19 protein-coding genes are annotated in these 25,496 nt (G+C 71.5%); 9 read left to right on the forward strand and 10 right to left on the reverse strand.

The features are described from left to right. Positions 1–2 precede the first annotated feature (2 nt). Genes pgi through tkt form a run of 5 tightly spaced genes read right to left on the reverse strand, consistent with a single transcriptional unit; the run spans position 3 to position 7,343 of the window. Entirely contained in the window at positions 3–1,646 is a 1,644-nt protein-coding gene (pgi, locus tag PV682_RS05815; RefSeq protein ID WP_319724677.1) for a glucose-6-phosphate isomerase, read from the reverse strand. After that, positions 1,639–2,574 carry a glucose-6-phosphate dehydrogenase assembly protein OpcA gene (opcA, locus tag PV682_RS05820; RefSeq protein ID WP_055722106.1) on the reverse strand — a complete coding sequence of 312 codons (936 nt, stop codon included), beginning with the start codon at positions 2,572–2,574 and terminating at the stop codon, positions 1,639–1,641. The genes pgi and opcA overlap by 8 nt, the downstream gene beginning before the upstream one ends. Next, entirely contained in the window at positions 2,571–4,115 is a 1,545-nt protein-coding gene (zwf, locus tag PV682_RS05825; RefSeq protein ID WP_319724680.1) for a glucose-6-phosphate dehydrogenase, read from the reverse strand. The genes opcA and zwf overlap by 4 nt, the downstream gene beginning before the upstream one ends. Continuing rightward, positions 4,112–5,251 carry a transaldolase gene (gene tal, locus PV682_RS05830; RefSeq protein ID WP_319724682.1) on the reverse strand — a complete coding sequence of 380 codons (1,140 nt, stop codon included), beginning with the start codon at positions 5,249–5,251 and terminating at the stop codon, positions 4,112–4,114. Before tal ends, zwf begins: the two co-directional genes overlap by 4 nt. A gap of 19 nt (positions 5,252–5,270) precedes the next feature. Beyond that, positions 5,271–7,343, reverse strand: a complete 2,073-nt coding sequence (tkt, locus tag PV682_RS05835; protein ID WP_319724684.1) for a transketolase — start codon at positions 7,341–7,343, stop codon at positions 5,271–5,273. 160 nt (positions 7,344–7,503) lie between these two features. On the opposite strand from tkt, the gene PV682_RS05840 reads away from it, so the two are divergent. Next, on the forward strand, positions 7,504–8,412 hold the full coding sequence (locus tag PV682_RS05840) for a helix-turn-helix domain-containing protein (RefSeq protein ID WP_319724686.1): 909 nt from the start codon (positions 7,504–7,506) through the stop codon (positions 8,410–8,412). A 101-nt stretch (positions 8,413–8,513) separates the two neighbouring features. Here the strand turns inward: PV682_RS05840 and PV682_RS05845 are convergent, their stop codons facing one another. The 5 genes from PV682_RS05845 to PV682_RS05865 form a co-directional block, all read right to left on the reverse strand. Next, on the reverse strand, positions 8,514–9,410 hold the full coding sequence (locus PV682_RS05845) for an aminoglycoside phosphotransferase family protein (protein ID WP_319724688.1): 897 nt from the start codon (positions 9,408–9,410) through the stop codon (positions 8,514–8,516). 163 nt (positions 9,411–9,573) lie between these two features. Beyond that, entirely contained in the window at positions 9,574–9,900 is a 327-nt protein-coding gene (locus tag PV682_RS05850) for a hypothetical protein (protein WP_319724690.1), read from the reverse strand. 127 nt (positions 9,901–10,027) lie between these two features. Further along, on the reverse strand, positions 10,028–11,422 hold the full coding sequence (locus PV682_RS05855) for a glycoside hydrolase family 16 protein (RefSeq protein WP_319724691.1): 1,395 nt from the start codon (positions 11,420–11,422) through the stop codon (positions 10,028–10,030). Between the two features lie 168 nt (positions 11,423–11,590). Continuing rightward, positions 11,591–12,337, reverse strand: a complete 747-nt coding sequence (locus PV682_RS05860) for an IclR family transcriptional regulator (protein WP_319724693.1) — start codon at positions 12,335–12,337, stop codon at positions 11,591–11,593. Positions 12,338–12,427: 90 nt separating this feature from the next. Next, positions 12,428–12,853, reverse strand: coding sequence for a MarR family winged helix-turn-helix transcriptional regulator (locus tag PV682_RS05865; protein ID WP_109362089.1), 426 nt, complete (start codon positions 12,851–12,853; stop codon positions 12,428–12,430). A 232-nt stretch (positions 12,854–13,085) separates the two neighbouring features. On the opposite strand from PV682_RS05865, the gene PV682_RS05870 reads away from it, so the two are divergent. The 8 genes from PV682_RS05870 (at position 13,086) to fxsT (ending at position 25,492) form a co-directional block, all read left to right on the forward strand. Then, positions 13,086–14,003 (forward strand): SDR family NAD(P)-dependent oxidoreductase, encoded by a 918-nt coding sequence (locus PV682_RS05870; protein WP_319724695.1) that lies wholly within the window; start codon positions 13,086–13,088, stop codon positions 14,001–14,003. Between the two features lie 14 nt (positions 14,004–14,017). Further along, entirely contained in the window at positions 14,018–14,884 is an 867-nt protein-coding gene (locus tag PV682_RS05875) for an amidohydrolase family protein (RefSeq protein ID WP_319724871.1), read from the forward strand. 11 nt (positions 14,885–14,895) lie between these two features. Continuing rightward, positions 14,896–16,422: an acyl-CoA synthetase gene (locus tag PV682_RS05880; protein ID WP_319724697.1), complete on the forward strand. Its 1,527-nt coding sequence runs from the start codon at positions 14,896–14,898 to the stop codon at positions 16,420–16,422. Continuing rightward, entirely contained in the window at positions 16,419–16,874 is a 456-nt protein-coding gene (locus PV682_RS05885) for a MaoC family dehydratase (protein WP_319724699.1), read from the forward strand. The genes PV682_RS05880 and PV682_RS05885 overlap by 4 nt, the downstream gene beginning before the upstream one ends. 318 nt (positions 16,875–17,192) lie before the next feature. After that, positions 17,193–19,133 carry an FxsB family cyclophane-forming radical SAM/SPASM peptide maturase gene (locus tag PV682_RS05890; protein ID WP_319724701.1) on the forward strand — a complete coding sequence of 647 codons (1,941 nt, stop codon included), beginning with the start codon at positions 17,193–17,195 and terminating at the stop codon, positions 19,131–19,133. Continuing rightward, positions 19,130–19,927, forward strand: a complete 798-nt coding sequence (locus PV682_RS05895; protein ID WP_319724703.1) for an aminoglycoside N(3)-acetyltransferase — start codon at positions 19,130–19,132, stop codon at positions 19,925–19,927. The genes PV682_RS05890 and PV682_RS05895 overlap by 4 nt, the downstream gene beginning before the upstream one ends. A 34-nt stretch (positions 19,928–19,961) precedes the next feature. Continuing rightward, positions 19,962–21,443, forward strand: coding sequence for a TIR-like protein FxsC (locus PV682_RS05900; RefSeq protein ID WP_319724705.1), 1,482 nt, complete (start codon positions 19,962–19,964; stop codon positions 21,441–21,443). Next, a complete protein-coding gene (gene fxsT / locus PV682_RS05905; protein ID WP_319724707.1) occupies positions 21,440–25,492 on the forward strand; it encodes an FxSxx-COOH system tetratricopeptide repeat protein in 4,053 nt (1,350 codons plus the stop codon). The genes PV682_RS05900 and fxsT overlap by 4 nt, the downstream gene beginning before the upstream one ends. The last annotated feature ends 4 nt before the right edge of the window (positions 25,493–25,496 follow it).

Genomic DNA, 25,496 nt, shown 5'->3' on the forward strand with positions numbered 1-25,496 from the left:
GGCTACTTCACATCCTTGAGTTCACGGTAGGCGGCGACGAGCGCGGCCGTGGAGGCGTCGAGTCCGGGCACGTCGGCGCCCTCGGTGAGGGCCGGCTCCACGCGCTTGGCGAGGACCTTGCCCAGCTCCACACCCCACTGGTCGAAGGAGTCGATGTTCCAGATCGCGCCCTGGACGAACACCTTGTGCTCGTACAGCGCGATGAGCTGGCCCAGCACGGACGGCGACAGCTCACCGGCGAGGATCGTCGTCGTGGGGTGGTTCCCCTGGAAGGTGCGGTGCGCGACCTGCTCCTCCGGGACGCCCTCCGCGCGGACCTCGTCGGCCGTCTTGCCGAACGCCAGCGCCTGTCCCTGCGCGAACAGGTTGGCCATCAACAGGTCGTGCTGCGCCTTGAGTTCGTCGCTCAGCTCGCCGACCGGACGCGCGAACCCGAGCAGGTCGGCCGGGATCAGCTTCGTGCCCTGGTGGATCAACTGGTAGTACGCGTGCTGCCCGTTGGTGCCGGGCGTGCCCCACACCACGGGACCGGTCTGCCAGGACACCGAACGGCCCTCGCGGTCAACGGACTTGCCGTTGGACTCCATGTCCAGCTGCTGCAAGTAGGCGGTGAACTTGGAGAGATAGTGCGAGTACGGCAGCACCGCGTGCGACTGCGCGCCCAGCACGTTCCCGTACCAGACCCCCAACAGGCCCAGGATCAGCGGCGCGTTGGCCTCGGCGGGCGCCGTCCGGAAGTGCTCGTCGACCAGGTGGAACCCGTCGAGCATCTCCCGGAACCCGTCCGGGCCGATCGCGATCATCAGCGAGAGCCCGATCGCGGAGTCGTACGAGTAGCGCCCGCCGACCCAGTCCCAGAACTCGAACATGTTCGCCGTGTCGATCCCGAAGTCCGCGACCTTCTCGGCGTTCGTCGACAGCGCCACGAAGTGCTTCGCGACCGCCTTCTCGTCGCCGTCCAGGCCCCTGAGCAGCCAGGATCGCGCCGAAGTGGCGTTGGTGATCGTCTCGATCGTGGTGAACGTCTTCGAGGCGACGATGAACAGCGTCTCCTCGGGGTCGAGGTCCCGCACGGCCTCGTGCAGGTCGGAGCCGTCCACGTTGGACACGAACCGGAAGGTCAGGTCCCGTGAGGTGAACGCCCGCAGCGCCTCGTACGCCATCGCGGGACCGAGATCCGAGCCGCCGATGCCGATGTTGACGACGTTGCGGATGCGCTTGCCGGTGTGCCCGACCCACTCGCCCGACCGCACCTGAGAAGCGAACGCGGCCATCTTGTCGAGCACCGCGTGCACGGCCGGTACGACGTTCTCCCCGTCGACCTCGATCACCGCACCGCGCGGCGCCCGCAGCGCGGTGTGCAGCACCGCCCGCTGCTCCGTGATGTTGATCTTCTCGCCCCGGAACATCGCGTCCCGCAGCCCGAACACGTCGGTCGCGAGAGCGAGTTCACGCAGCAGGGCGAGCGTCTCGTCGGTGACGAGGTGCTTCGAGTAGTCGATCCGCAGATCGCCCACCCGGACGACGTACCGCTCGGCGCGCCCGGGGTCGGCGGCGAACAGCTCACGCAACCCGGGCCGTTGAGCCGAGTGCGCCAACAGCGCGTCCCACTCGGGCCGTTCGGTGAGCAGAGGGGTCTCAGACATGTGCGGGGATCTCCTTGGTGCCCTCGCCGCGCAGGGCGACGGCGTACATCTCGTCCGCGTCGAGGCGACGCAGTTCCTCGGCGATGAGTTCGGAGGTGGTGCGCACCTTCAGCGCGAGGGTGCGGGACGGCTGGCCCGGCAGCGACAGCGTCGCGAGGGGGCCCTCGGGACGGTCGATGACGACCTCGCCGTCGGCGGTGCCGAGCCGGACGGCCGTGACGACCGGCCCCGCGGTGACCACGCGGTCGATCGTGACCTTGAGGCGCGCCTCAAGCCAGCGGGCCAGCAGCTCTGCCGCCGGGTTGTCGGCCTCGGCCTCGACGGCGCCGGAGACGATCGGCACCCGGGCCTGGTCGAGGGCCGCCGCGAGCATCGAGCGCCAGGGCGTCAGGCGGGTCCAGGCGAGGTCGGTGTCGCCGGGGGCGTACGACTTCACGCGCGTGGACAGCGTCTGGAGGGGGTTCTCGACGGCGTACAGGTCGGTGATCCTGCGCTGCGCGAGCGCGCCCAGCGGGTCCTTCGAGGGGTTGTCGGGGGCGTCGACCGGCCACCAGACGACGACCGGCGCGTCCGGCAGCAGCAGCGGCAGGACCACCGAGTCGGCGTGGTCGGACACCTCGCCGTAGGTGCGCAGCACGACGGTCTCGCCGGCGCCCGCCTCGGAGCCCACCCGGACCTCGGCGTCGAGCCGGGACTGGGTGCGCTCGCGCGGGGTGCGGGCCTGGCGCTTGATGACGACCAGGGTGCGCGAGGGGTGCTCGTGCGAGGCCTCCTCGGCCGCCTTGATCGCGTCGTAGGCGTTCTCTTCGTCCGTGACGATGACCATCGTCAGGACCATCCCCACGGCGGGGGTGCCGATGGCGCGGCGACCCTGCACCAGCGCCTTGTTGATCTTGCTTGCCGTGGTGTCGGTGAGGTCGATCTTCATGGCCTGCGCCAGCTCCGTCCGTCTCGTGCGAGCATCTCGTCGGCTTCCTGGGGGCCCCAGCTGCCGGACGCGTACTGGGCGGGCTTCCCGTGCGTCGCCCAGTGGTCCTCGATCGGGTCGAGGATCTTCCAGGACTCTTCCACTTCCTGGTGGCGGGGGAAGAGGTTGGCGTCACCGAGCAGCACGTCCAGGATCAGCCTTTCGTACGCCTCGGGGCTGGACTCCGTGAAGGATTCGCCGTACGCGAAGTCCATCGTGACGTCCCGGATCTCCATCGAGGTACCCGGGACCTTCGACCCGAACCGTACCGTCATGCCCTCGTCGGGCTGGACCCGGATCACGATCGCGTTGGAGCCCAGCTCCTCCGTGGCGGTGGAGTCGAACGGCGAGTGCGGTGCCGTCTGGAAGACGACCGCGATCTCGGTGACGCGGCGGCCCAGGCGCTTCCCGGTGCGCAGGTAGAACGGGACCCCGGCCCAGCGGCGGTTGTCGACGTTCAGCTTGATCGCGGCGTACGTGTCCGTCGTGGAGGCCGGGTCGATGCCGTCCTCCTGGAGGTAGCCGCTGACCTTCTCGCCGCCCTGCCAGCCCTCGGCGTACTGGCCGCGCACGGTGTGCTCGCCGATGTTCTCCGGGAGCTTCACGGCCTTGAGGACCTTCAGCTTCTCGGTGAGCAGCGAGGCCGCGTCGAACGCGGCCGGCTCCTCCATCGCGGTCAGCGCCATCAGCTGGAGCAGGTGGTTCTGGATGACGTCACGGGCCGAGCCGATGCCGTCGTAGTACCCGGCGCGCCCGCCGATGCCGATGTCCTCGGCCATCGTGATCTGCACGTGGTCGACGTACGACCGGTTCCAGATCGGCTCGAACATCTGGTTCGCGAACCGCAGCGCCAGGATGTTCTGGACGGTCTCCTTGCCCAGGTAGTGGTCGATCCGGAAGACCTGGTCCGGGTCGAACACGTCGTGCACGATCCGGTTCAGCTCCTCGGCCGACGCCAGGTCGTGCCCGAACGGCTTCTCGATGACCGCCCGCCGCCAGGAACCCTCCGGCGGGGTCGCGAGCCCGTGCTTCTTCAGCTGCTGGACGACCTCGGGGAAGAACTTCGGCGGTACGGAGAGGTAGAAGGCGTAGTTGCCGCTCGTACCCCGCGCCGCGTCCAGCTCGTCGACGGTCTGCCGCAGCTGCTTGAACGCGGTGTCGTCGTCGAAGGCCCCGGGGATGAACCGCATGCCCTCCGCGAGCTGCTGCCACACCTCCTCGCGGAACGGCGTACGCGCGTGCTCGCGCACCGAGTCGTGCACGACCTGCGCGAAGTCCTGGTCCTCCCAGTCCCGGCGGGCGAACCCGACGAGCGAGAAGCCCGGCGGGAGCATCCCGCGGTTGGCGAGGTCGTAGACGGCCGGCATCAGCTTCTTGCGCGACAGGTCACCCGTCACCCCGAAGATCACCAGCCCGGACGGCCCCGCGATCCTCGGCAGCCGCCGGTCCCGGGGGTCCCGCAGCGGGTTCTCCCAGTCGGCCACAGTGTCCACGGCGTTCATTCCGAGTCCGCTCCCTTGCTTCCCTTGCTCTTCAGCGACTTCTCGACCGCGCTCAGCAGGTCCTCCCACGCGACCGCGAACTTCTCGACACCCTCCTGCTCCAGTCGGGTGACCACCTCGTCGTACGACACACCCAGCGCCGCCACCGAATCCAGGTCGGCGCGGGCCGCCTCGTACCCGCCCGTGACCGTGTCACCGGTGACGACCCCGTGGTCGGCGACCGCGTCCAGTGTGGCCTGCGGCATGGTGTTGACCGTGCCGGGCGCGACCAGTTCGTCCACGTACAGGGTGTCCTTGTAAGCAGGATCCTTCACGCCGGTCGAAGCCCACAGCGGACGCTGGCGGTGCGCGCCCGCGCTCTGGAGGGCCGCGAACCGCTCGGAGGCGAAGACCTTCTCGTACGCCTCGAAGGCCAGCCGCGCGTTCGCGAGCGCCGCCTTCCCCTTCAGGGCGAGGGCCTCTTCGGTGCCCAGCGCCGTGAGCTGCCTGTCGATGTCGGAGTCGACGCGGGAGACGAAGAAGGAGGCCACCGAGTGGATCGTCGACAGGTCGAGACCGGCCGCGCGCGCCTTCTCCAGACCGGCGAGGTAGGCGTCCATGACCTCGGCGTACCGCTCCAGGGAGAAGATCAGCGTCACGTTCACGCTGATCCCGAGGCCCACGACCTCCGTGATCGCCGGGAGGCCCGCCTTCGTCGCCGGGATCTTGATCATCACGTTCGGCCGGTCCACCAGCCAGAACAACTGCTTCGCCTCGGCGACGGTCGCCGCCGTCTCGTGCGCCAGACGCGGGTCGACCTCGATCGAGACCCGGCCGTCCCGGCCGCCGCTCGCCTCGTACACCGGCCGCAGCACGTCCGCCGCGTCCCGTACGTCGGCCGTCGTCATCATCCGTACGGCCTCGTCGACCGTGACACCGCGTACGGCGAGGTCGGTGAGCTGCTCCTCGTAACCCTCGCCGGAGCCGATCGCGGCCTGGAAGATCGAGGGGTTGGTGGTGACGCCGACGACGTGCTGCGTGGCGATCAGCTCGGCCAGGTTGCCGGACGTCAGACGCTTCCGCGAGAGGTCGTCCAGCCAGATGGAGACGCCCTCAAGGCTCAGGCGTTCCAGGGGTGTTGCGGTCACTTCGATCATCTTCTTTCTGGCGTTCCGATCAACCACGCGCGGCGGCGAGGGATTCCCTCGCGGCTGCGGCGACGTTCTCTGCGGTGAAGCCGAACTCGGTGAACAGGGTCTTAGCGTCGGCGGAGGCACCGAAGTGCTCCAGCGACACGATGCGTCCGGCGTCGCCGACGTACCGGTACCAGGTCAGGCCGATGCCGGCTTCTACGGCGACACGGGCCTTGACGTCGGCGGGGAGCACGGCCTGCTTGTACTCCGGGGTCTGCTCCTCGAACCACTCCACCGACGGCATCGAGACCACGCGGGTGGGCGTGCCCTCGGCCTCCAGCAACTCCCTTGCCGCGACGGCGAGCTGGACCTCGGAGCCGGTCGCGATCAGGACGACCTCCGGAGTGCCGCTCGCCTCGGCGAGGATGTAACCGCCCTTCGCCGCATCGGGGTTGGGCGCGTACGTCGGAACTCCCTGGCGGGTCAGGGCGAGCCCGTGCGGGGCCGGGTGGGTGGAGTGGCGCTTGAGGATCTCCGCCCAGGCGATCGACGTCTCGTTGGCGTCGGCGGGGCGGACGACGTTCAGGCCCGGGATCGCGCGCAGCGAGGCCAGGTGCTCGACCGGCTGATGGGTCGGGCCGTCCTCGCCGAGGCCCACCGAGTCGTGCGTCCACACGTACGTCACCGGGAGCTGCATCAGCGCGGACATGCGGACCGCGTTGCGCATGTAGTCGGAGAAGACGAGGAACGTGCCGCCGTAGATACGGGTGTTGCCGTGCAGGGCGATGCCGTTCATCTCGGCGGCCATCGAGAACTCGCGGATGCCGAAGTGCACGGTCCGGCCGTACGGGTCGGCCTCCGGGAGCGGGTTGCCCTTGGGGAGGAACGAACTCGCCTTGTCGATGGTCGTGTTGTTCGAGCCCGCCAAGTCGGCCGAGCCGCCCCAGAGTTCGGGGACGACCGGGCCCAGCGCCTGGAGGACCTTGCCGGAGGCGGCGCGGGTCGCGACCGACGTGCCCTCCTCGAACACCGGCAGCGCGTCCTGCCAGCCCTCGGGGAGCTGACCCGCCACGACCCGGTCGAACAGGGCGGCGCGCTCCGGGAGTTGCGTGCGCCACTCCGCGATCCGCTTGTCCCAGGCGGCGTGCGCCTCGGCGCCCCGGTCGAGGGCCCGGCGGCTGTGGGCGAGGACCTCGGGGGCCACCTCGAAGGAGAGCGAGGGGTCGAAGCCGAGCAGGCGCTTGGTCGCGGCGACCTCGTCGGCGCCGAGCGCGGAGCCGTGCGAGGCTTCCGTGTCGCGGGCGTTGGGGGCGGGCCACGCGATGATCGTACGCAGGGCGATGATCGAGGGGCGGCCGGTCTCGGCCTGGGCCGCCTTCAACGCCGTGTACAGGGCGGGGACATCGACGTCGCCCTCGTCGGTCGGCGCCACGCGCTGGGTGTGCCAGCCGTACGCCTCGTACCGCTTCAGGACGTCCTCGGAGAACGCCGTCGCCGTGTCGCCCTCGATCGAGATGTGGTTGTCGTCGTAGACGAAGACGAGGTTGCCGAGCTTCTGGTGGCCGGCGAGGGAGGACGCCTCGGCGGAGACGCCCTCCTCCAGGTCGCCGTCCGAGACGATCGCCCAGATCGTGTGGTCGAAGGGGGAGGTGCCCTCGGGGGCCTCCGGGTCGAAGAGGCCGCGCTCGTAGCGGGCCGCCATCGCCATGCCGACCGCGTTCGCGACGCCCTGGCCGAGGGGGCCGGTGGTGGTCTCGACGCCCGCCGTGTGGCCGTACTCCGGGTGGCCCGGGGTCTTCGAGCCGTGCGTGCGGAACGACTTGAGGTCGTCGAGTTCGAGTTCGTATCCGGCAAGGAAGAGCTGGGTGTAGAGGGTCAGCGAGGTGTGGCCCGGGGACAGCACGAAGCGGTCGCGGCCCGTCCACTCCGGGTCCGCCGGGTCGTGCCGCATCACCTTCTGAAAGATCGTGTACGCGACCGGGGCCAGGCTCATCGCCGTGCCCGGGTGGCCGTTGCCGACCTTCTGCACCGCGTCCGCCGCGAGCACGCGGGCGGTGTCCACGGCGCGGCGGTCGAGGTCGGTCCACTCCAGGGCCTTGGGTGTCTGCGCGCTCATCGTCAGAGATCCCTCTTCAAGAAGTCACTTGTGCGACCGGTAACACGGCCGTTACGCGTCCAAAGCTAAAAGTCGGACTTTTACTGCGGAAGGGCTGTGTGTGTCAGCCTGTGGTGAAAGTGGGACACGGAGATCACGAACGAGGCGGCGCGAGCGGGACATGGCGGACAGAACCATCCAAGGCGGCGAGGGTGACGGGCCGGTGGCCGGAATCCGAACGTTCCCCTTCCCCGCCGACCTCAGCGTCGCCGGGGTGGGCATGCAGGTCGGGCCCATGAACGCCGGGCGCGCCTGGCACGCCGCCGAGGCCCGCCTCGACCGGGTCCACCGCATCGACTTCCACGTCGTCCTGCTGTTCGACGACGGGCCGGTACGGCACATGGTCGACTTCACCGAGTACGAGGCGCACGCCGGGGACATCCTGTGGATCCGGCCCGGCCAGGTCCACCGCTTCTCCCGCGTCCCCGACTACCGGGGGACCGTCCTCGCGATGCAGCCGGGGTTCCTGCCCCGCGCGACCGTCGAGGCGACGGGGCTCTACCGCTACGACCTCCCGCCCCTCCTGCGCCCCGACCCGGAGCGGCTCGCCGCACTGCGGGGTTCCCTCGCGCACCTCCGCCGCGAGTACGAGGACGCCGAGACGCTGCCGCTCAGCCTCCATACGGCCGTGCTGCGGCACTCCCTGACCGCGTTCCTCCTGCGTCTCGCCCACCTCGCGGCCACCAGCTCCGCCGAGGCGGAACGCCGGATGGACACGACGTTCACGCTCTTCCGCGACGCCGTCGAACGGGACTTCGCGACGAACCACAGCGTCAGCGCGTACGCCGACGCCCTCGGCTACTCCCGGCGCACCCTCGTCCGCGCCGTCCGCGCCGCGACCGGTGAGACCCCCAAGGGGTTCATCGACAAGCGGGTGATCCTGGAGGCGAAGCGGTTGCTGGCCCACACGGACCTCCCCATCGGCCGCGTGGGAGCCGCCGTCGGCTTCCCCGACCCCGCCAACTTCTCGAAGTTCTTCCACCAGCACACGGACACGACACCGGCGGCGTTCCGGGCGGAGCTGCGTTAGCGGAGATCGGTCACACGGGTACCCGGCGCCGGCCTCGTCCTCGCGGGGCGGGGGAGGGCACGGTGATCTGGCTCGCGGTCAGGCGCGCACGCCACACGGCGTCACTCCGGTGCCTCCAGGACGCGGTCCAGCGTTCGGCGGCCCAGTTCGCTCATCGGTGGGTTGGTTTCGGCGTAGTACCAGACGAGGCCCATGGCCTGCTGGAAGGCCCAGGCCCTGCCGCGTTCCCAGTCCAGGTCGTCGCAGGAGAGGGTGGAGCGGAGGACTTCCCGGGGGCCTGGTTGGAGGAGGTGCCAGGCGCTGATCAGGTCCAGGGCGGGGTCGGCCGGGGCGTAGCCGCCGGTGTCCAGGACGCCGGTGAGGCGGTTGGCCGTGACCAGGACGTTGCCGGGGATCAGGTCGCCGTGGGTCATGGCGTCGGGGGCGGTGCGGGGGAGGTCGCGGAGGCGGGACCACAGGCGGCGTAGGCGGGGTACGTCGAGGAGGGACTCGCTCTCCTTGAAGCACGTCTCCATCCAGGCGTCGTGGTCGGGGAGGTGGCCGCCTCGGTTGTCGCCGGTGAAGTGGCGGCCCCGGGTGTCGGCGTTCCGCAGGGTTCCGATGAACGCCGCGAGGTCTTCGGCGAAGGCGTTCGAGCCGCTGGGGTCGGCGTCGGAGGCGATCGTTCCCGGGAGCCAGGTCTGGACCGACCAGGGCATGGGGTAACCCGCGCCGGGTCTGCCGAGGGCGACGGGTTCCGGGACGGGGAAGCCGGAGACCTGTGCCAGTTCGGCGCTCGCCCGGGATTCCCGTTCCAGGGTCGCCCGTGCCTCGGCGGCGCCGGTGAGGCGGAGCGGGAAGCGTGCGGAGAGGCCGGTTCCGATGCGGAAGATGGCGTTGACCGTGCCGGTCGACGGCAGGGGGCGGACCGACTCGTCGCCCCACTGCGGGAACTGCTCCCGGATCAGGGCCGCGACGGTCTCGGTGGTCACGTCCACCTGGTCGTCGTGCATGGTCATGTGTACGGGGCCCTCCGGATCGACTGGGACGGCAGCCAGTATTCATCCGTCAGGGGGCCCGGATCGACCGAGATTTCCCGGGCGCCAAGGGGTGCCAAGCGTGTCAAGGGGTGTCAAGGGGTGCCCGGCCGGGGCTCGCGTCGGCCGGACACCTCGTACCGTCCTACCAGGTCACGAACATCACCGACCTGAAGTGGTCGGGGGCGTTCGTGCCCGGGTCCATGAAGGTCACGGTCTCGTCGGCGTGGCAGTCCGGGCCCCGGTAGAGGATGGCGCGGCGGTCGGTGTGGTTGACCGCGTGGTTCGCCTCGGCCAACGTGTTGTAGCAGTGATCGTCCTGGGGGTCGGGCAGGTCGGATCCCGGCGGCCACCCCCCGTTCGCGTAGTAGTAGGCGAAGGAGCCTCGCGCGGCCTGGGCGGGTGTCGTGAACGCGGTGCACAGGGCCGTGGCGGCGACGGCCACGGCCAGCGTCTTGCGGAGATGCTTCATGAACTCGCTCTCTCGGGGGACGTCCTGCGGAGGGCCAGTGTGTTCGCCCCGACACGACCGCAGGACGGCCGTCACCCGGATGGCCGCAGGAGAAACGATCCCGCCTCACCCGTCCGGGTGACGCCGGTCAGTGTCCGAAGTCGAACCAGTTGACGTTCACGAAGTCGTTCGGCTGGCCGCTCGTGAAGGTGAGGTACACGTCGTGCGTGCCGGTGACGGAGGAGATGTTGGCGGGGACGGTCCTCCAGGTCTGCCAACTGCCCGTGCTCGCCAGGGAGAAGCTGCCGATCGGCGTGGAGGTCCGGCTGTCCAGGCGTACTTCGACCAGGCCGCTGACGCCGGACGGCGCGCCGCTCGCGACGCGGGCGTAGAACTGCTTCGCCGGGGTCGAGCCGAAGGCGACGTTCTTGTACTGCGCCCAGTCCCCGTTCGCGAGGGAGCCGATGTTCTGGCCGCCCCCGGTGTCGGAGGTGGTCTCCGTGGTGGTGCCGGACTGCGTGTCGTAGGACTCGGCCTGGATGGGGGCGTAGGCGTCACGGGAGCCCGAGGGAGGGGGAGTCGTGGTGCCGCCGCCGCTCGACTGGAGGACCTGGACGTAGTCGACGAGCATCGGGTGGCCCGGCACGGTGCCGCTGTCGAGGCCGCCGCCGTACGCGTCGGGGAAGGCGCCGCCCATCGCGACGTTCAGGATGATGAAGAAGCCGTGGTTGGTGGCGTTGGCCCAAGTCGTGGCGTCCACCTGGTTTGCCGTCACCGTATGGAAGGTGACGCCGTCGACGGAGAAGCGGATCGCCTCGGGGGTGACCGAACGGTCCCATTCCAGCGTGTAGTTGTGGAAGCCGGACTGGCACGTGGTCGAAGGGCAGGCGACGTTGTTGCCGATGCCGGTCGTCTCGTTGCAGGGCCCGCCGGGGTTGGTGCCGCAATGGACGGTCGCCCAGACCCGGTTGAGGCCCTGGACGTTCTCCATGATGTCCAGCTCGCCGACACTGGGCCAGTTCTGGTAGTTGCCCCGGTACGGGGCGCCCAGCATCCAGAAGGCGGGCCAGTAGCCCTCGGCGGCGGTGCCGGTGACGTTCGGCATCTGGATGCGCGCCTCGACGCGCAGCTTGCCGCCCGCCGGGGGCTGGAAGTCCGTACGGTTCGTCTCGATCCGCCCCGACGTCCACCTTCCGGCGGAGTCCCGCAGCGGCGTGATGCGGAGGTTGCCGCCGCCGTCGAGGGAGACGTTCGCGGTGCTGTTGGTCATCGTCTCGACCTCGCCGGTACCCCAGTTCGCGGGGCCGCCGGGGTACGAAGTGCCGGTGCTGTACTGCCAGTTCGCGGTGTTGACGCCGGTTCCGGCGGCGCCGTTGAAGTCGTCGAGGAAGACCTGGGACCACCCCGACGGCGGGGTCGGCGCCGAGGCGCCCGCGGGGAGGGTGGCCGCCGTCGCGAGGGCGGCGACGAGGCCGAGCGTGGAGAGGACGGCGAGCAGGGCGCGGCGGCGTCTGCGGACGGGGATACCGGAGGTTGCGGTCATGGGGGACCTCTCGGGTACGGGGTGTGGGGAGTGCGGGTGCCGAGAGAGCCGCTGAGAGCGCTCTCAAGGTGCCGACAATGTCCACCCTGCCCCGGGGGCCGTCAAGAGTTGAAGCGAGGAATTGCCGTACAAGGAAGGCGAGTTCACCCGATGAAGCCGGTTATGTAACTACGCCGGCCGCCACCCCAGCGCCCGCGATATCCCCCGCGCCGCCACCCGCACGGCCGGCGCCAGCACCCCCACCTGGGCGCCCTGTCGGGGCACGACCACCGACACGGCGGCCACCACCTCGCAGCCGGGGCCCCGCACCGGGGCCGCCACGGAGAGGGCGTCGTCCGTGACCTGACGGTCGCTCACCGCCACGCCCGTGCGCCGGACTTCGGCGAGGACGCGGCGCAGGGCGGTGGGATCGGTGATCGTGCGGTCGGTGAACGACTTCAACGCGCCGGTGCAGTACGCCTCCTGGAGGTCCACATCGCCGTGCGCCAGCAACACCAGCCCCACGCCGGTGACATGGAGCGGCCAGCGCGCGCCCACCCGGATGTGGACGCCCACCGAGGACCGCCCGCTGAGCCACTCCGTGTAGACGACGTCGTGACCGTCACGGACGGCCAACTGGACGTTCTCGTGGGTGGCTTCGTAGAGGTCCTCCAGATAGGGGAGGGCGATCTGGCGCAGGGCGAGGCCGCGCGGCGAGAGCGCGGCGATCTCCCAGAGGCGCAGGCCGACGTGGTAGGCGCCGGACCCGTCCCGCTCCAGCGCGCCCCACGCGGTGAGCGCGCCGACGAGGCGGTGGGCGGTGGTGAGGGTCAGCCCGGCCCGCCGGCTGATGTCCGTGAGCGTCAGCGCCGTATGGTCGTGGTCGAACGCGGCGAGGACGGACAACAGCCGGTCGGGCGCGGATCGTTCGGTCATGGCCTCACTCAACTGGGCAGTGTCTGGGGGCGGTCCGTGAAGTCAGGCGCTCGATGAGCGGCCGTCGATGGCCTGCACGGCGATCACCGGTCAGGCGAGGTCCTCGCCGGCCATCCGCAGCAGCAGTCCGTGCAGCACCTCGCGCTCGGCCGATGTCAGCGGCCCCGTCAGCTCGTTGGTGACCCTGAGGCCCGCCTCGTCCGTGTCCCGCAGGAACGCGCGGCCCGCCTCGGTGAGCACGACGGTACGGCTGCGCCGGTCGTCGGGGGAGGGGCGGCGCTCGGCGAACGCGAGCCGCTCCAGGTCGTCGACCAGGCCGACGATCGCGCTCGGGTCGTAGCCGAGACGCGCGCTCAACTCCCGTTGCAGGGCGCCCTCGCAGCCCGCGAGGTAGCGCAGCACCGCGTAGTGGCGCAGGCGCACGCCGGACTCCTGGAGGAACGCGTTGAACAACTGGCCCGAGCGCAGGCCGAGTCGGTACAGCAGATAGCCCGTGTCGGCGTGCAGGCCGCGCATCCAGGGCTCGTTCGCGTCGATCGGAGGGGTGGTCGCGGTGTCGGGCCGGCTGGCGATGGCGTGCTCCTCGGGCTCGGGGTGGTGCGTGGTGTGCGATTCCAGCATGAACCATCTGTAGGTCGGCAACAACTATTGACGGCAACAATCATTGCTCCTAGCTTCTATCTCCACGCCGCCCCTACCGGCGCGGTGCCCCCGCCGCTCCCCCCGCTCCCACCGAAGGGACTCTTCCGTGCCCCGTATCGATCTCACCGGCAAGGCCGCCGTCGTCACCGGCGCCGGCCGTGGCCTCGGACTCGCCTACGCCCGCGCGCTGGCCGCCCACGGCGCGTCCGTGGTGGTCAACGACGTCGACGAGGAGGCCGCCGAGAGCGCGGTGAAGTCCATTGCCGACGCGGGCGGGACCGCCGTCGCCGAGGTGGTGCCCGTCGGGACCGGCGAGGCCGCCGAGCGGATCGTCGGGCGGGCCGTCGAGGCGTTCGGGCGGCTCGACGTGCTGGTCACCAACGCCGGGATCCTGCGCGACAAGGTGCTGTGGAAGATGACGGACGACGACTTCGACGCCGTGATCTCCACGCATCTGCGGGGCACCTTCACCTGCGCCCGCGCCGCCGCCGTCCACATGCGGGAGCGCGGCGAGGGCGGGACGCTGATCCTCGTCGGCTCGCCCGCCGGGCAGCGGGGCAACTTCGGGCAGACCAACTACGCGGCGGCCAAGGCCGGGATCGCCGCGTTCGCCCGGACCTGGTCGATGGAGCTGGCCCGCGCGAACATCACCGTCAACGCGATCGTGCCCGTGGCGGCGACCGCGATGACCGAGACGATCCCCGCGTTCGCGCCGTACGTCGAGGCGCTCAGGCGCGGCGAGCCGCTGCCCGGGTTCCTCCGCAAGGGCGAGGGGTTCGGGACGCCCGAGGACTGCGCGGCGCTCGTCCCGTTCCTCGCCTCCGACGCGGCGCGCGGGATCACCGGGCAGGCGATCGGCATCGGCGGCGACAAGGTGACGCTGTGGTCGCATCCGCAGGAGGTGCGGGCGGCGTACGCGGACGGCGGCTGGACGCCGGAGACGCTCGCGGAGGCGTGGGGTACGTCGGTCGGGGCCCAGCCGGAGACGGTGGGGATCCCGGCGCCGAAGGCGGGGGAGGCGTGAGCGCGCGCCCGGCGATGGACGTCGACGCCCTCACCGCCATCGACGTCCACACCCACGCCGAGGTCTCCTCCCAGGGCAACGTCTCCCTCGCCGACGACCTCCACGACGCCTCCGCCGCCTACTTCAAGGTCGAGGGCAAGCGGAAGCCGACCCTGGAGGAGACGGCCGCCTACTACCGCGAACGCGGCATGGCCGCCGTCATCTTCACCGTCGACTCGGAGTCCGCGACCGGCACCGCCCCCGTCCCCAACGAGGAGGTCGCCGAGGCCGCCGCCGCGAACGCCGACGTCCTGATCCCCTTCGCGTCGATCGACCCGTTCCGGGGAAAGGCGGGCGTGAAGCAGGCCCGGCGGCTCATCGAGGAGTACGGGGTGAAGGGGTTCAAGTTCCACCCCAGCATCCAGGGCTTCTTCCCCAACGACCGCGCGGTGGCCTACGCGTTGTACGAGGTGATCGAGGAGGCCGGCTGCATCGCCCTCTTCCACACGGGCCAGACCGGCATCGGCGCCGGCGTCCCCGGGGGCGGCGGCATCCGCCTCAAGTACTCCAACCCCCTGCACGTGGACGACGTCTCGGCCGACTTCCCCGACCTGAAGATCATCCTCGCGCACCCCTCCTTCCCGTGGCAGGACGAGGCGCTCGCGGTCGCCACCCACAAACCCGGCGTCCACATCGACCTCTCGGGCTGGTCGCCGAAGTATTTCCCGCCCCAACTGGTGCAGTACGCCAACACGTTGCTGAAGGACAAGGTCCTCTTCGGCTCCGACTTCCCCGTCCTCACCCCCGACCGCTGGCTCGCCGACTTCGCGAAGCTGCCGATCAAGGACGAGGTCAGGCCGAAGATCCTGAAAGAGAACGCCGCCCGCCTGCTGACGATCTAGAGGGGCCGCAGATGCGCAACGAGGGACTGGGCTCCTGGCCCGCCCGCCGGGCCCGGAAGACCCCGCACCGCACCGCCCTGGTCCACGGCGACACGCAGTACTCGTACGCCGCCCTGCACGACCGCGCCACCCGCCTCGCCCACGCCCTGCGCACGCGGGGCCTCAGACGCGGTGACCGGCTCGCCTACCTCGGCCCGAACCACCCCTCCTACCTGGAGGCCCTGTTCGCGGCCGGCACGCTCGGCGCGGTCTTCGTCCCGCTCAACACCCGCCTCGCAGGACCGGAGATCGCCTACCAGCTCGCCGACTCCGGCGCGAAGACGCTGATCTACTCACCCGCTCACGCCGGCCTGGTCGCCGGACTCCCCGGCGCCACCGACGTCCGGACGTACCTCGAAGTCGGCGAGGAGTACGAACAGGCCCTGGAGCAGGCGCCGTTCGAGCCGATCGACGAACCCGTCACCGCCGACGACACCTGCGTCATCATGTACACCTCGGGGACGACCGGACGCCCCAAGGGCGCCATGCTCACCCACGGCAACCTCATCTGGAACGCCGTGAACGTCCTCGTCGACACCGACCTCATCGCCGACGAACGGGCCCTGGTCTCCGCCCCGTTGTTCCACACGGCGGGTCTCAACATGCTGACCCTGCCGGTCCTCCTCAAGGGCGGGACCTGCGTCCTGGTCGAGGCGTTCGACCCCGACGCGACCTTCGCGCTGGTCGCCCGGCACCGGATCACGTTCATGTTCGGCGTGCCGACGATGTTCGACCTGATGGCCCGTCACCCCGGCTGGCCCGACGCCGACCTGACCTCCCTGCGGCTGCTCACCTGCGGCGGCTCGCCCGTGCCGACCCCCCTCATCGCCGCCTACCAGGAACGGGGGCTGACCTTCCTCCAGGGGTACGGGATGACCGAGGCGTCGCCCGGGACGCTCTTCCTCGACGCCGAACACGCCATCAGCAAGGCCGGTTCGGCGGGGGTGCCGCACTTCTTCAGCGATGTCCGGGTCGTCCGGCCGGACCTGGCGCCGGTCGGCGTGGGGGAGACCGGGGAGGTGGTGGTGCGCGGGCCCCATGTCATGCCCGGCTACTGGGGGTTGCCCGAGGAGAGCGCGGCCTCCTTCACCGACGGCTGGTTCCGCAGCGGGGACGCGGCGACCGTCGACGAGGACGGGTACGTCCACATCGTCGACCGGATCAAGGACATGATCATCTCCGGCGGGGAGAACATCTACCCCGCCGAGATAGAGGACTTGATCCTCACGCACCCCGGTGTCGCCGAGTGCGCGGTCATCGGCGTCGCCGATCCGAAGTGGGGCGAGGTGCCGCGCGCGGTCGTCGTCCCGCGCGACGGGGCCAGCCCCGATCCCGAGGCCATCATCGCGGGGCTCGCGGGGCGGCTCGCCAAGTACAAGATCCCCCGGTCCGTGGTGCTCGCGGACGAACTCCCGCGCACCGCCTCCGGAAAACTCCTCAAGTCCCGGGTGCGCAAGCGCTACGGCAACAGTTTCGGCAACAGCGAAGGAACGTCATGACCATCACCGTCAACGGCCTCGACGAACTGAAGAAGCTCGCCGGGAGCGACCTGGGCACCAGCGAGTGGATCGAGGTGACGCAGGGGCGGATCGACACGTTCGCCGACGCGACCGGCGACCACCAATGGATCCACGTCGACGTGGAGAAGGCGACGGCGGGGCCGTTCGGGGCGCCGATCGCGCACGGCTATCTCACGCTGTCACTCTTCATACCCCTGTTCTCCGGGCTGCTGGACGTCGAGGGCGTCACCACCAAGGTCAACTACGGCCTGAACAAGGTGCGTTTCCCCGCCCCGGTGAAGGCCGGCTCCCGCATCCGCCTCGCCGCGCGGCTCGCCGATGTGACGGATGTGGCAGGTGGGGTGCAGATCACGGTCGACGGGACACTCGAGATCGAGGGGGGCGCGAAGCCGGCGGCCGTGGTGCAGGGGGTGCTCAGGTTCCTGGCGTGAAGACCCGTGAACGCGCTCCCCACGGGGCCTCACGGGCCGTAGTCCAATGGGCGTAAGGCCAGTCCCCTCGGATATCCGGCAGGGTCGTGAGGCGGTTACGCTGTGGCCCCACAATGCCCCTCCGCTAGGAACAGACCGTGACCACTCCATCAAGAAGCACCGCGTCAACGGCTCGTGAGCCGATGGTCTCCGGCGCACCGCGCCTCGACGCTCCCGCCGACCCGAAGAACGCCAGGGGAGTGCGCCGGGCTCTCGCTTCCACACGGTCCGCCAAAGGCGCGGGGGTGACCTTCCAGTCCTCCATCTGACCGCACCGCCATGACCGAACCCGCCCTCCCGCTGCGCCAGCTCGTGCTCAAGGTGCACAGCCGGTGCGACCTCGCCTGCCGTCACTGCTACGTGTACGAGCACGCGGACACGAGCTGGTCGGTCAAGCCCCGGGTGATCGCCGAGGAGACCGTCTCCAGGGTCGCCCGGCGGCTCGCGGAACACGCGCGAACGCACCGGCTCGCCTCCGTCCAGGTCATCCTCCACGGAGGCGAGCCCCTGCTCGCCGGAATCCCCCGCCTGCGCCACGTCTGCGAGCAACTCACCGGCGCCTTACGGGGAGTTGCCGAACTCGACCTCCGTATCCACACCAACGGCGTCCAGTTGACGACCCGTCACCTGGACCTGTTCGCCGAGTACGGCGTCCGCGTCGGCGTCTCCCTCGACGGCGACCGCGCCGCCAACGACCGCTTCCGGCTCTACCGCGACGGCCGCAGCAGCCACGACAAGGTCCTCGCCGCGCTCGCCCTGCTCGACGAGCACCCCCACCTCTACGCCGGAATCCTCTGCACGGTCGACGTCCGCAACGACCCGGTCGCCGTCTACGACGCCCTCGCCGCCCTCACCCCGCCCCGCATCGACTTCCTTCTCCCGCACGCCACCTGGGACACCCCGCCGCACCGCCCCGAGGGCCGCGCGACCCCCTACGCGGACTGGCTCCTCGCGGTCCACGCCCGCTGGAGCGAGCGGGGCCGCCCCATGCCGGTGCGGCTGTTCGACTCCGTGGTCAGCACCCTCGGCGGCGGCCCGAGCCACACCGAGGCGATGGGCCTGGACGCGGCGGACGTCGTCGTGATCGACACCGACGGCGGCTACGAGCAGGCCGACTCCCTGAAGACCGCGTACGACGGCGCCCCCGCCACCGGCCACCACGTCGCCCTGCATTCCTTCGACGACGTCTCCCGCCACCCCGGCCTGGCCGCCCGGCGAGAGGGCCTGGCCGGGCTCAGCGAGCAGTGCCGCGCCTGCCCGGTCGTCCGCTCCTGCGGCGGCGGCCTCTTCGCGCACCGCTACCGCTCCGACGGCACCGGCTTCGACAACCCCTCCGTGTACTGCGCCGACTTGAGGGAACTGGTCGACCGACTCGCCGCCCGTACCGGCGCGGACGCCACCCGTCCCGTCCCCGGCTTCGACGCCCTCGCCGACGGCACCGACGACGGCACGGCCGTCCGCGCCCTCACCGAAGCCCGAACGGCGGTCACCCTGGCTCTCCTGGGCGAGCTGGAGTCCGAACTCCCGCACCCCGCGAGCCCGTTGTGGACGGACGCCCGGCAGCGCGCCGCCGATCCGCACACCCTGGCCGCCGTCCTGGCCCACCCCTACACCCGCCCCTGGATCCTCGGCTGCCTCGACGGCACCGCCTCACCGGACCACCTCGCCGCCCTCGTCGCACCCGCCCCCCGACTCCGCCTGCGCTGCGGCGGCCTGGACATCGCCCTCGACGACCGCGACCCCCACCGCGACTGCTTCGGCGCCACCCCGCACCCCGGCCTCACCCCCGACGACACCACCCGCTGGGAGCAAGTCCTCACGAAAGCCTGGGAGTTGATCGACCGCGCCCTGCCCGGCACCGCCGCCGCGATGGCCGCCGAGGTCAGGACGGTCACCCCCCTCACCGCACCGCCCCGCACCGCCGACGCGGGCCCGGCCGCGCTCGGCGCCCGCCTCGACGACGAACCCGCCGACGTGGCCGCCCAGTTGGTGCACTGCTTCCGCCTCGGCGTCCTGGACGCCCTGCTCGACGTGTGCGAACTGTACGACGAGGAGGACCCGCACATCGGCGCGCTCCTCGCCGACACCTACGCGGGCGCCGCCACCGACGAGATCCTCGGCACCTCCCGAGTCCGGGACCAACTGGGCGAGTTGGCCGAGCACCCCGCCCTCACCCCCCTCGGCCGCAGGTTCGCCGACGGCATCCGGCGGTCCCGGTGAGCGCCGGCCCGGCCCGGCTGGAGACCGGGGCCACCGTCCTGGTGCACGCCTCGCTGCGCCGGATCGGCATGGACCCCGGCGTGGTCCTCCGGGCGCTGCTGGACGCCGTCGGGCCCGAAGGGACGGTCGTCGTGCCGACGTTCACCGCCGGGAACTCCGACACCTCACCGGCGTACCGGTGGCAGACGCTCGGCATGACGGAGCGTCAGATCGCCGAACACCGGGCGAGGATGCCCGCGTTCGACCCCGCGACCACGGCCTCGCAGGGCATGGGGCGGCTCGCGGAAGCCGTACGCCGGTCCGCGCGGGCCGTGCGCAGCGCGCATCCGCAGACCTCGTTCGCCGCGATCGGCGCGCGGGCACGGGAGTTGATGGCGGGGCACGACGAGGAGTGCCACCTGGGGGAGCGCTCGCCGCTCGCCAGGCTGGAGGCGGCCCGCGCCCAGGTCCTGCTGCTCGGCGTGGGGTTCGAGGTGTGCAGCGCCTTCCACCTCGGGGAGGCGCGGGTGCCGGGGGTGGCGCGGCGGACGTACCGGTGCGTGGTGCGGCGGGGCGGGGCGCGGACCTGGGTGTCGTACGAGGACGTCGCCCACGACGACCGGGACTTCGGGGAGCTGGGCGCCGCGTTCGAGGCCGACACGGGGGTGGTGCGGCGCGGGCGCGTCGGGGGCGGGGAGGCGGCGCTGTTCCCGCTCGACGCCGCCGTCGCGTACGCCAGGACGTGGCTGGCCGGAAATCGCGCACACGGGGTTTCCACAGACCCGTCACAAGACGCGGCCCGCTCCCTACACTGAGTTTCCGGGTGGGGCACGGGGATCGGGGGAGCGTGTGCAGCCTACGGAGCCGGTGGGGGGCGAGGCGGGCGGGCCGTACTTCTTCCTGAGTTACGCCCATGTGCCGCGCGGCGGGTCCGACCGGGCCGACCCGGATCTGTGGGTGCACCGGCTCTTCCGCGACCTGTGCGACGTCGTCCTCAACCTGACGACCGTGTCCGCGTCGGGCGCCGGGTACATGGACCGGTCGATGCGCGCGGGGGAGGCGCTGAGCGACGACCTCGCCCGCTCGCTCGCGCAGTGCCGGGTGTTCGTGCCGCTGTACTCGCCGCGCTACTTCATCAGCCCCTGGTGCGGGCGGGAGTGGACCGTGTTCGGCCGCAGGCCCGGCTCGATGCCCGGCGCGGTGGTGCCCGCGCTGTGGGCGCCGGTGCCCGAGCGCCGGCTGCCGCCCTGCACCCGGGGCGTCCCCCATCCCGAGCACGAACACACCCAGCGCTACCGGGAGTTCGGGCTGTACGGGCTCGCCAAGTTACGGTCGTTCCGCAGCGACTACGAGAAGGACGTCCACACGCTCGCCCGGCGGATCGTCGCGGCCGGGGACGCCACCGCCGTCCCGCACGGAGACGGCGACCGCGACAGCCTGGACGCCGCGCGGGACGCGTTCGCGCACGCGGCACACCCGAGCCCCGCCGAGCCGCCGCCCCGGCCGACCACCCGGCGCCGCCTGCGCATCAGCGTCGCCGCGGCCTCCCGCACGACCCTGCCCGAGGGCCGCGACCCCGCCTACTACGGGCGCACGCCGCTCGACTGGCGGCCCTACCACCCCGTATCGCCGTACCCGCTCGGCAAGCTGGCGTCCGACATCGCCGAGCGGCTCGACTTCCAGCCGGACGTACGGGAGTTCGACCACCGGGCCGGGCCGGCCGACGGGCCCGAGGTGCTGCTCCTGGACCGCTGGCTGCTGCGCGACCCCGAACACCGGTCCAGGCTGGGCGAGTTCGACGCCGCCGACCGGCCCGCGACCGGCGTCGTCGTCCCCTGGAACGGCGCCGACCGCGACGACGACGCGGACGGCCGCAGCGTCGCCGCCGAGGTCGAGGCCGCGCTCCCGCGCCGCACCCGCCGCCAGCGCCAGGCGGGCCGTCCGCCCGTCCTCGGCCCCGACCCGGCCACGTTCAGCCGCCAGCTCCCGCGCGTCGTGCACTGGGCGGCGACCGAGTACCTCAGACGCGCCCCCGCCCGCACACCGCCCGGCGAGGGCCCGCGCCGTTTCCGGCTGGGCGACATGGGCCGCGAGGAAGAGAAGAGCCGGCAGGGAAACCGGAGCCGGCCACCGGGCCGGGGCCGGGAGGAGGACCGGGGCCGGCCGGACAGCCACAGCCCCCACCAGCCCCAGGGCGACCAGCCATCGGCCGGCCGGCCTTCGGCCCACCAGCCCCAGCCGCCCCCGGACCACCAAGCCCACCAGCGTCACCAGGGCAGCCCCTGGGCGGCGCCCGATCGTCGTCGTGCCGAGGAGGAGGGACCGCGATGAGCCTCGACGAACAGGGTGGCCGCGCAGGCCGCATCGTGACGTTCTACTCGTACAAGGGCGGCACCGGACGCACGATGGCGCTGGCCAACGTCGCCTGGATCCTCGCCGCCAACGGCAAACGCGTGCTGGCCGTGGACTGGGACCTGGAGGCGCCGGGCCTGCACCGCTTCTTCCACCCCTTCCTCGACCCGGCCACCGTCGGCGCGACGACCGGCGTGATCGACCTGCTCACCGAGTACGCGTGGGCGGCCACCGACGACGACGGCGAGGGCCGCCCGGACGACTGGCACCGCGAGTACGCGCGCGTGCAGCGGCACGCCGTCTCCGTCGACTGGGCCTTCCCCGAGCCCGGCACCCTCGACCTGGTCACGGCGGGCCGCCAGAACCGCGACTACTCGGCGATCGTCGCCACCTTCGACTGGGACAACTTCTACGACCGGCTCGGCGGCGGCCTCTTCTTCGACGCCCTGCGCGACGACATGCGCGCCCACTACGACTACATCCTCATCGACAGCCGCACCGGCCTCTCCGACATCGCCGACATCTGCACCGCCCACCTGCCCGACGTCCTCGTGGACTGCTTCACCCTCAGCGACCAGTCCATCGACGGCGCCGCGTCCGTCGCCCGCGACATCGGCGAACGGTTCCGCCCGCGCAACATCCGCATCCTGCCCGTGCCGATGCGCATCGACGAGGGCGAGAAGGAGAAGGCGGACGCCGGACGGATGCTCGCGCGCGCCAAGTTCGACGGCTGGCCCGCCGGCCTGACGGACGATCAGCTCACCAACTACTGGCTGTCGGTGGAGGTCCCCTACCGGCCGTACTACGCGTACGAGGAGACCCTCGCCACCTTCGCCGACGAGGCCGGCAACCCGATCTCCCTGCTCGCCGCGTTCGAACGGCTCACCGCCGTCATCTCCGCGCAGGCCGTCACCGCCCTGCCCCGCATGGACGAGGAGCAACGCCTCGGCGTCAAACGGAAGTTCGTCCGCACCCGCGCCGCGCTCCCCGCCGACCTGCACCTCAGCTACGTGTCCGAGGACCGCATGTGGGCGGAGTGGATCACCGTCCTGCTCACCCGCGCCGGCTTCCGGGTGGTCCCCCGCTACGCGGGCGGCGAAGGTGACGGCGCCGACAAACCCGCCGACCGCACCGTCGTCGTCCTCTCCCCGGCCTACCAGCGCTCCGCGCGCGCCCGCCACGTGTGGGAGACCGCCACCGGCAACGACCCCACCGGACGGCGCCAGGTCCTCGCCGTCCGCGTCGGGGACATCCGGCCCGCGCCCGCGTTCACCGACTGGCCCAGCGTCGACCTCGTCCGCACCAGCGAGAAGAACGCGGCGACGGCCCTGCTGCGCGCCCTCGGCAAGCCGCCGCTGCCCGCCGACCTCGCCGACGACACCGGCACGACGGCCGCCGCCCGCTTCCCCGACACCCAGCCCCGCTTCTGGAACGTGAGCCCCCGCAACTCCTCCTTCACCGGCCGCAGCGCCCTCCTGGAGAAGCTGCGCGACCTCCTCGGCGCGAGCGGCACCGGCGGACGCAGCGCCGCCTACGCCCTGTACGGGCTCGGCGGCGTCGGCAAGACGCAGATCGCGCTGGAGTACGTCCACCGGTTCGCCGCCGACTACGACCTCGTCTGGTGGATCTCCTCCGAGCGCAGCGAGTTCGTGGTCTCCGCGCTCGCCGACCTCGCCCCCCGGCTCGGCCTGCGCGGCGGGGAGGACGCCGCCCAGGTCGCCCAGGAGGTCCGCGACCACCTGCGGCAGTCCGGGCCCTCGCTGCGCTGGCTGCTGGTCTTCGACAACGCCGACGAACCCCAGGAGGTCAGCCATCTGCTGCCCGGCGGCAGCGGACACGTCCTGATCACCTCCCGCAACCAGACCTGGCTCCAGTACGGCGAGGCCCTGGAGATCGACCCCTTCCTGCGCGAGGAGAGCGTCGAGCACCTGCTGCGCCGGGCCCCCGACCTCAGCGCCGAGGACGCCGACCGGGTCGCCGCCGCCGTCGGGGACCTGCCCCTCGCGCTCGAACAGGCCGGCGCCTGGCTCGCCGAGACCGCCACCCCCGTCGACGACTACCTCCTCGAACTCGACCGGCAGGCCGAACACGTCCTGTCCCTCAGCCAGCCCGCCGGCTACCCGCAGCCCGTCGCCGCCACCTGGAACGTCTCCATCGAACGCCTCAAGGAACGCTCCCCGGCCGCCGTACGCCTGCTGCAACTGTGCGCGTTCTTCGCCGCCGAACCGATCTCCATGAAGCTCCTGTACGGCGACGAGATGATCCGTGTGCTGGCCGCCGAGGACCCCTCGCTCCACGAGAAGATGGTCCTCGGCCGGGTCATCCGCGAGATCGGCCGCTTCGCGCTCGCCAAGGTGGACCGCTCCCAGCAGAGCACGATCCAGGTGCACCGGCTCGTCCAGGCCGTCATCCGCTCCCAGCTGACACAGCGCGAACAGCTGGAGGCGCAGCACGTCGTCCACCGCATCCTCGCCGGGGCCCGCCCCTCGGGCGAGGAGCCCATCGACGACCCCGAGAACCAGCCCACGTTCGCCGCGATCTGGCCCCACCTCGACGCCTCCGAGGCCAGCATCTGCGACGACCCCGAGACCCGGCAGCTCCTCATCGACCGCGTCCGCTACCTGTGGAAGCGCGGCGAACTCCCCGCCGCCATCACCTTCGCGGAGAACCTGCGCGCCCTGTGGGAGGAGAAGCTGGACGACTCCCGGAGGCGCATCGCCGCCTTCTCCCGGGAACCCGAGGACCCGCCCCACCTCCCCGCGCAGTCCGGCGGACGGCCGCTGCGCACCCTCGACGAGGAGCGCCTCTACCTCACCAACCTCCGGATCCAGCTCCTCCACCTGCGCTTCCACATCGTCAACATCCTGCGCTCCTTCGGCAAGTACGTGGAGGCCGAGCAGCTCGGCTCCGACGTCCGCGACCAGCAGCGCTCCCTGCTCGCCCCCGACCACCCGCACATCCTCATGACCACCAGCGGCCTCGCCACCGACCTCGGCTCCGTCGGCCGCTTCGCCGACGCCCTCCAGATGGCCGACGAGGCCTACCTCGGCTTCAAGGAGGCGTTCGGCGAGGACCACCCGCGCACCCTCAGCGCCAACAACAACCGCGCCGTGTGCCTGCGCCTGCTCGGCCGCTACAACGAGGCCCGCGACATCGATCAGGAGATCTACGACCGGCGCCGCAACGACCTCGGCGCCAAGCACCCGCACACCCTGATCAGCGTCACCAACCTCGGCCGCGACCTGCGCGAGACCGGCGAGTACGACGCCTCGGTCTCCCTGCTGCGCGGCAGCCACGCGGCCTACATCGAGACCTTCGGCGAGCTGTACCCGGAGACGCTGCGCGGCGCCAAGAGCCTCGCCGTGTCCCTGCGCAAGGCCGGGCTCGTCGACGAGGCCCGCGCCCTCACCCACCAGACCCGCGAGAACTACCGGCTGCGCGAGACCCCCACGGCCACCCCCGACGTCCTCGACTGCACCCTCAACTACGCCACCGACCTGTACGCCACCGGCGCCCGCGAGGAGGCGCTCGCCCTCACCGAGGACATCGTCCGGCAGTACCGCGTCGCGCCCGGCGAACGCCATCCCGCGACGCTGGCCGCCCTCAACAACTGCGGGATCTTCCTGCGCGGTTCGGGCCGCGTGGAGGACGCGCGGGTGCTGCTGGAGGGCAACCACGCCACCCTGCGCGAGGTCCTCGGGGACGCCCACCCGTACGTGCTGGCCTGCGCGGTCAACCTCGCCAACACCCTCGCCGAACTGGAGGAGCTGCACCGCTCGGAGGAGCTGGAGCGGTTCGCCGTCACCGGGTTCCAGAAGGCGCTCGGCTACAAGCACCCGGACACGATCGTCTCCCGCGCCAACCTGTCCGTCACCCTGCGGGCGCTCAGGCGGATACCGGAGGCCGAGCAGTTGCAGGAGAGTGCCCAGGCCGACCTGGAACGGCTCCTCGGCGAGGGGCATCCGCACACGGTGAGCGTGCGCGAGGGCAAGCGCATCCACCGGGACCTGGAGCCGCCCCTGATCTGACGGT

This window comes from Streptomyces niveiscabiei (assembly GCF_033794345.1).
Taxonomy (GTDB): domain Bacteria; phylum Actinomycetota; class Actinomycetes; order Streptomycetales; family Streptomycetaceae; genus Streptomyces; species Streptomyces niveiscabiei.

Coding starts and splice junctions, on each gene's coding strand:
- PV682_RS05855 (WP_319724691.1), bottom strand. CDS start 11,422: ATGACCGCAACCTCCGGTATCCCCGTCCGCAGACGCCGCCGCGCCCTG.
- tal (WP_319724682.1), bottom strand. CDS start 5,251: ATGATCGAAGTGACCGCAACACCCCTGGAACGCCTGAGCCTTGAGGGC.
- PV682_RS05845 (WP_319724688.1), bottom strand. CDS start 9,410: ATGACCATGCACGACGACCAGGTGGACGTGACCACCGAGACCGTCGCG.
- PV682_RS05890 (WP_319724701.1), top strand. CDS start 17,193: ATGACCGAACCCGCCCTCCCGCTGCGCCAGCTCGTGCTCAAGGTGCAC.
- PV682_RS05875 (WP_319724871.1), top strand. CDS start 14,018: ATGGACGTCGACGCCCTCACCGCCATCGACGTCCACACCCACGCCGAG.
- PV682_RS05850 (WP_319724690.1), bottom strand. CDS start 9,900: ATGAAGCATCTCCGCAAGACGCTGGCCGTGGCCGTCGCCGCCACGGCC.
- PV682_RS05860 (WP_319724693.1), bottom strand. CDS start 12,337: ATGACCGAACGATCCGCGCCCGACCGGCTGTTGTCCGTCCTCGCCGCG.
- PV682_RS05840 (WP_319724686.1), top strand. CDS start 7,504: ATGGCGGACAGAACCATCCAAGGCGGCGAGGGTGACGGGCCGGTGGCC.
- pgi (WP_319724677.1), bottom strand. CDS start 1,646: ATGTCTGAGACCCCTCTGCTCACCGAACGGCCCGAGTGGGACGCGCTG.
- PV682_RS05865 (WP_109362089.1), bottom strand. CDS start 12,853: ATGCGCGGCCTGCACGCCGACACGGGCTATCTGCTGTACCGACTCGGC.
- fxsT (WP_319724707.1), top strand. CDS start 21,440: ATGAGCCTCGACGAACAGGGTGGCCGCGCAGGCCGCATCGTGACGTTC.
- tkt (WP_319724684.1), bottom strand. CDS start 7,343: ATGAGCGCGCAGACACCCAAGGCCCTGGAGTGGACCGACCTCGACCGC.
- PV682_RS05880 (WP_319724697.1), top strand. CDS start 14,896: ATGCGCAACGAGGGACTGGGCTCCTGGCCCGCCCGCCGGGCCCGGAAG.
- PV682_RS05885 (WP_319724699.1), top strand. CDS start 16,419: ATGACCATCACCGTCAACGGCCTCGACGAACTGAAGAAGCTCGCCGGG.
- zwf (WP_319724680.1), bottom strand. CDS start 4,115: ATGAACGCCGTGGACACTGTGGCCGACTGGGAGAACCCGCTGCGGGAC.
- opcA (WP_055722106.1), bottom strand. CDS start 2,574: ATGAAGATCGACCTCACCGACACCACGGCAAGCAAGATCAACAAGGCG.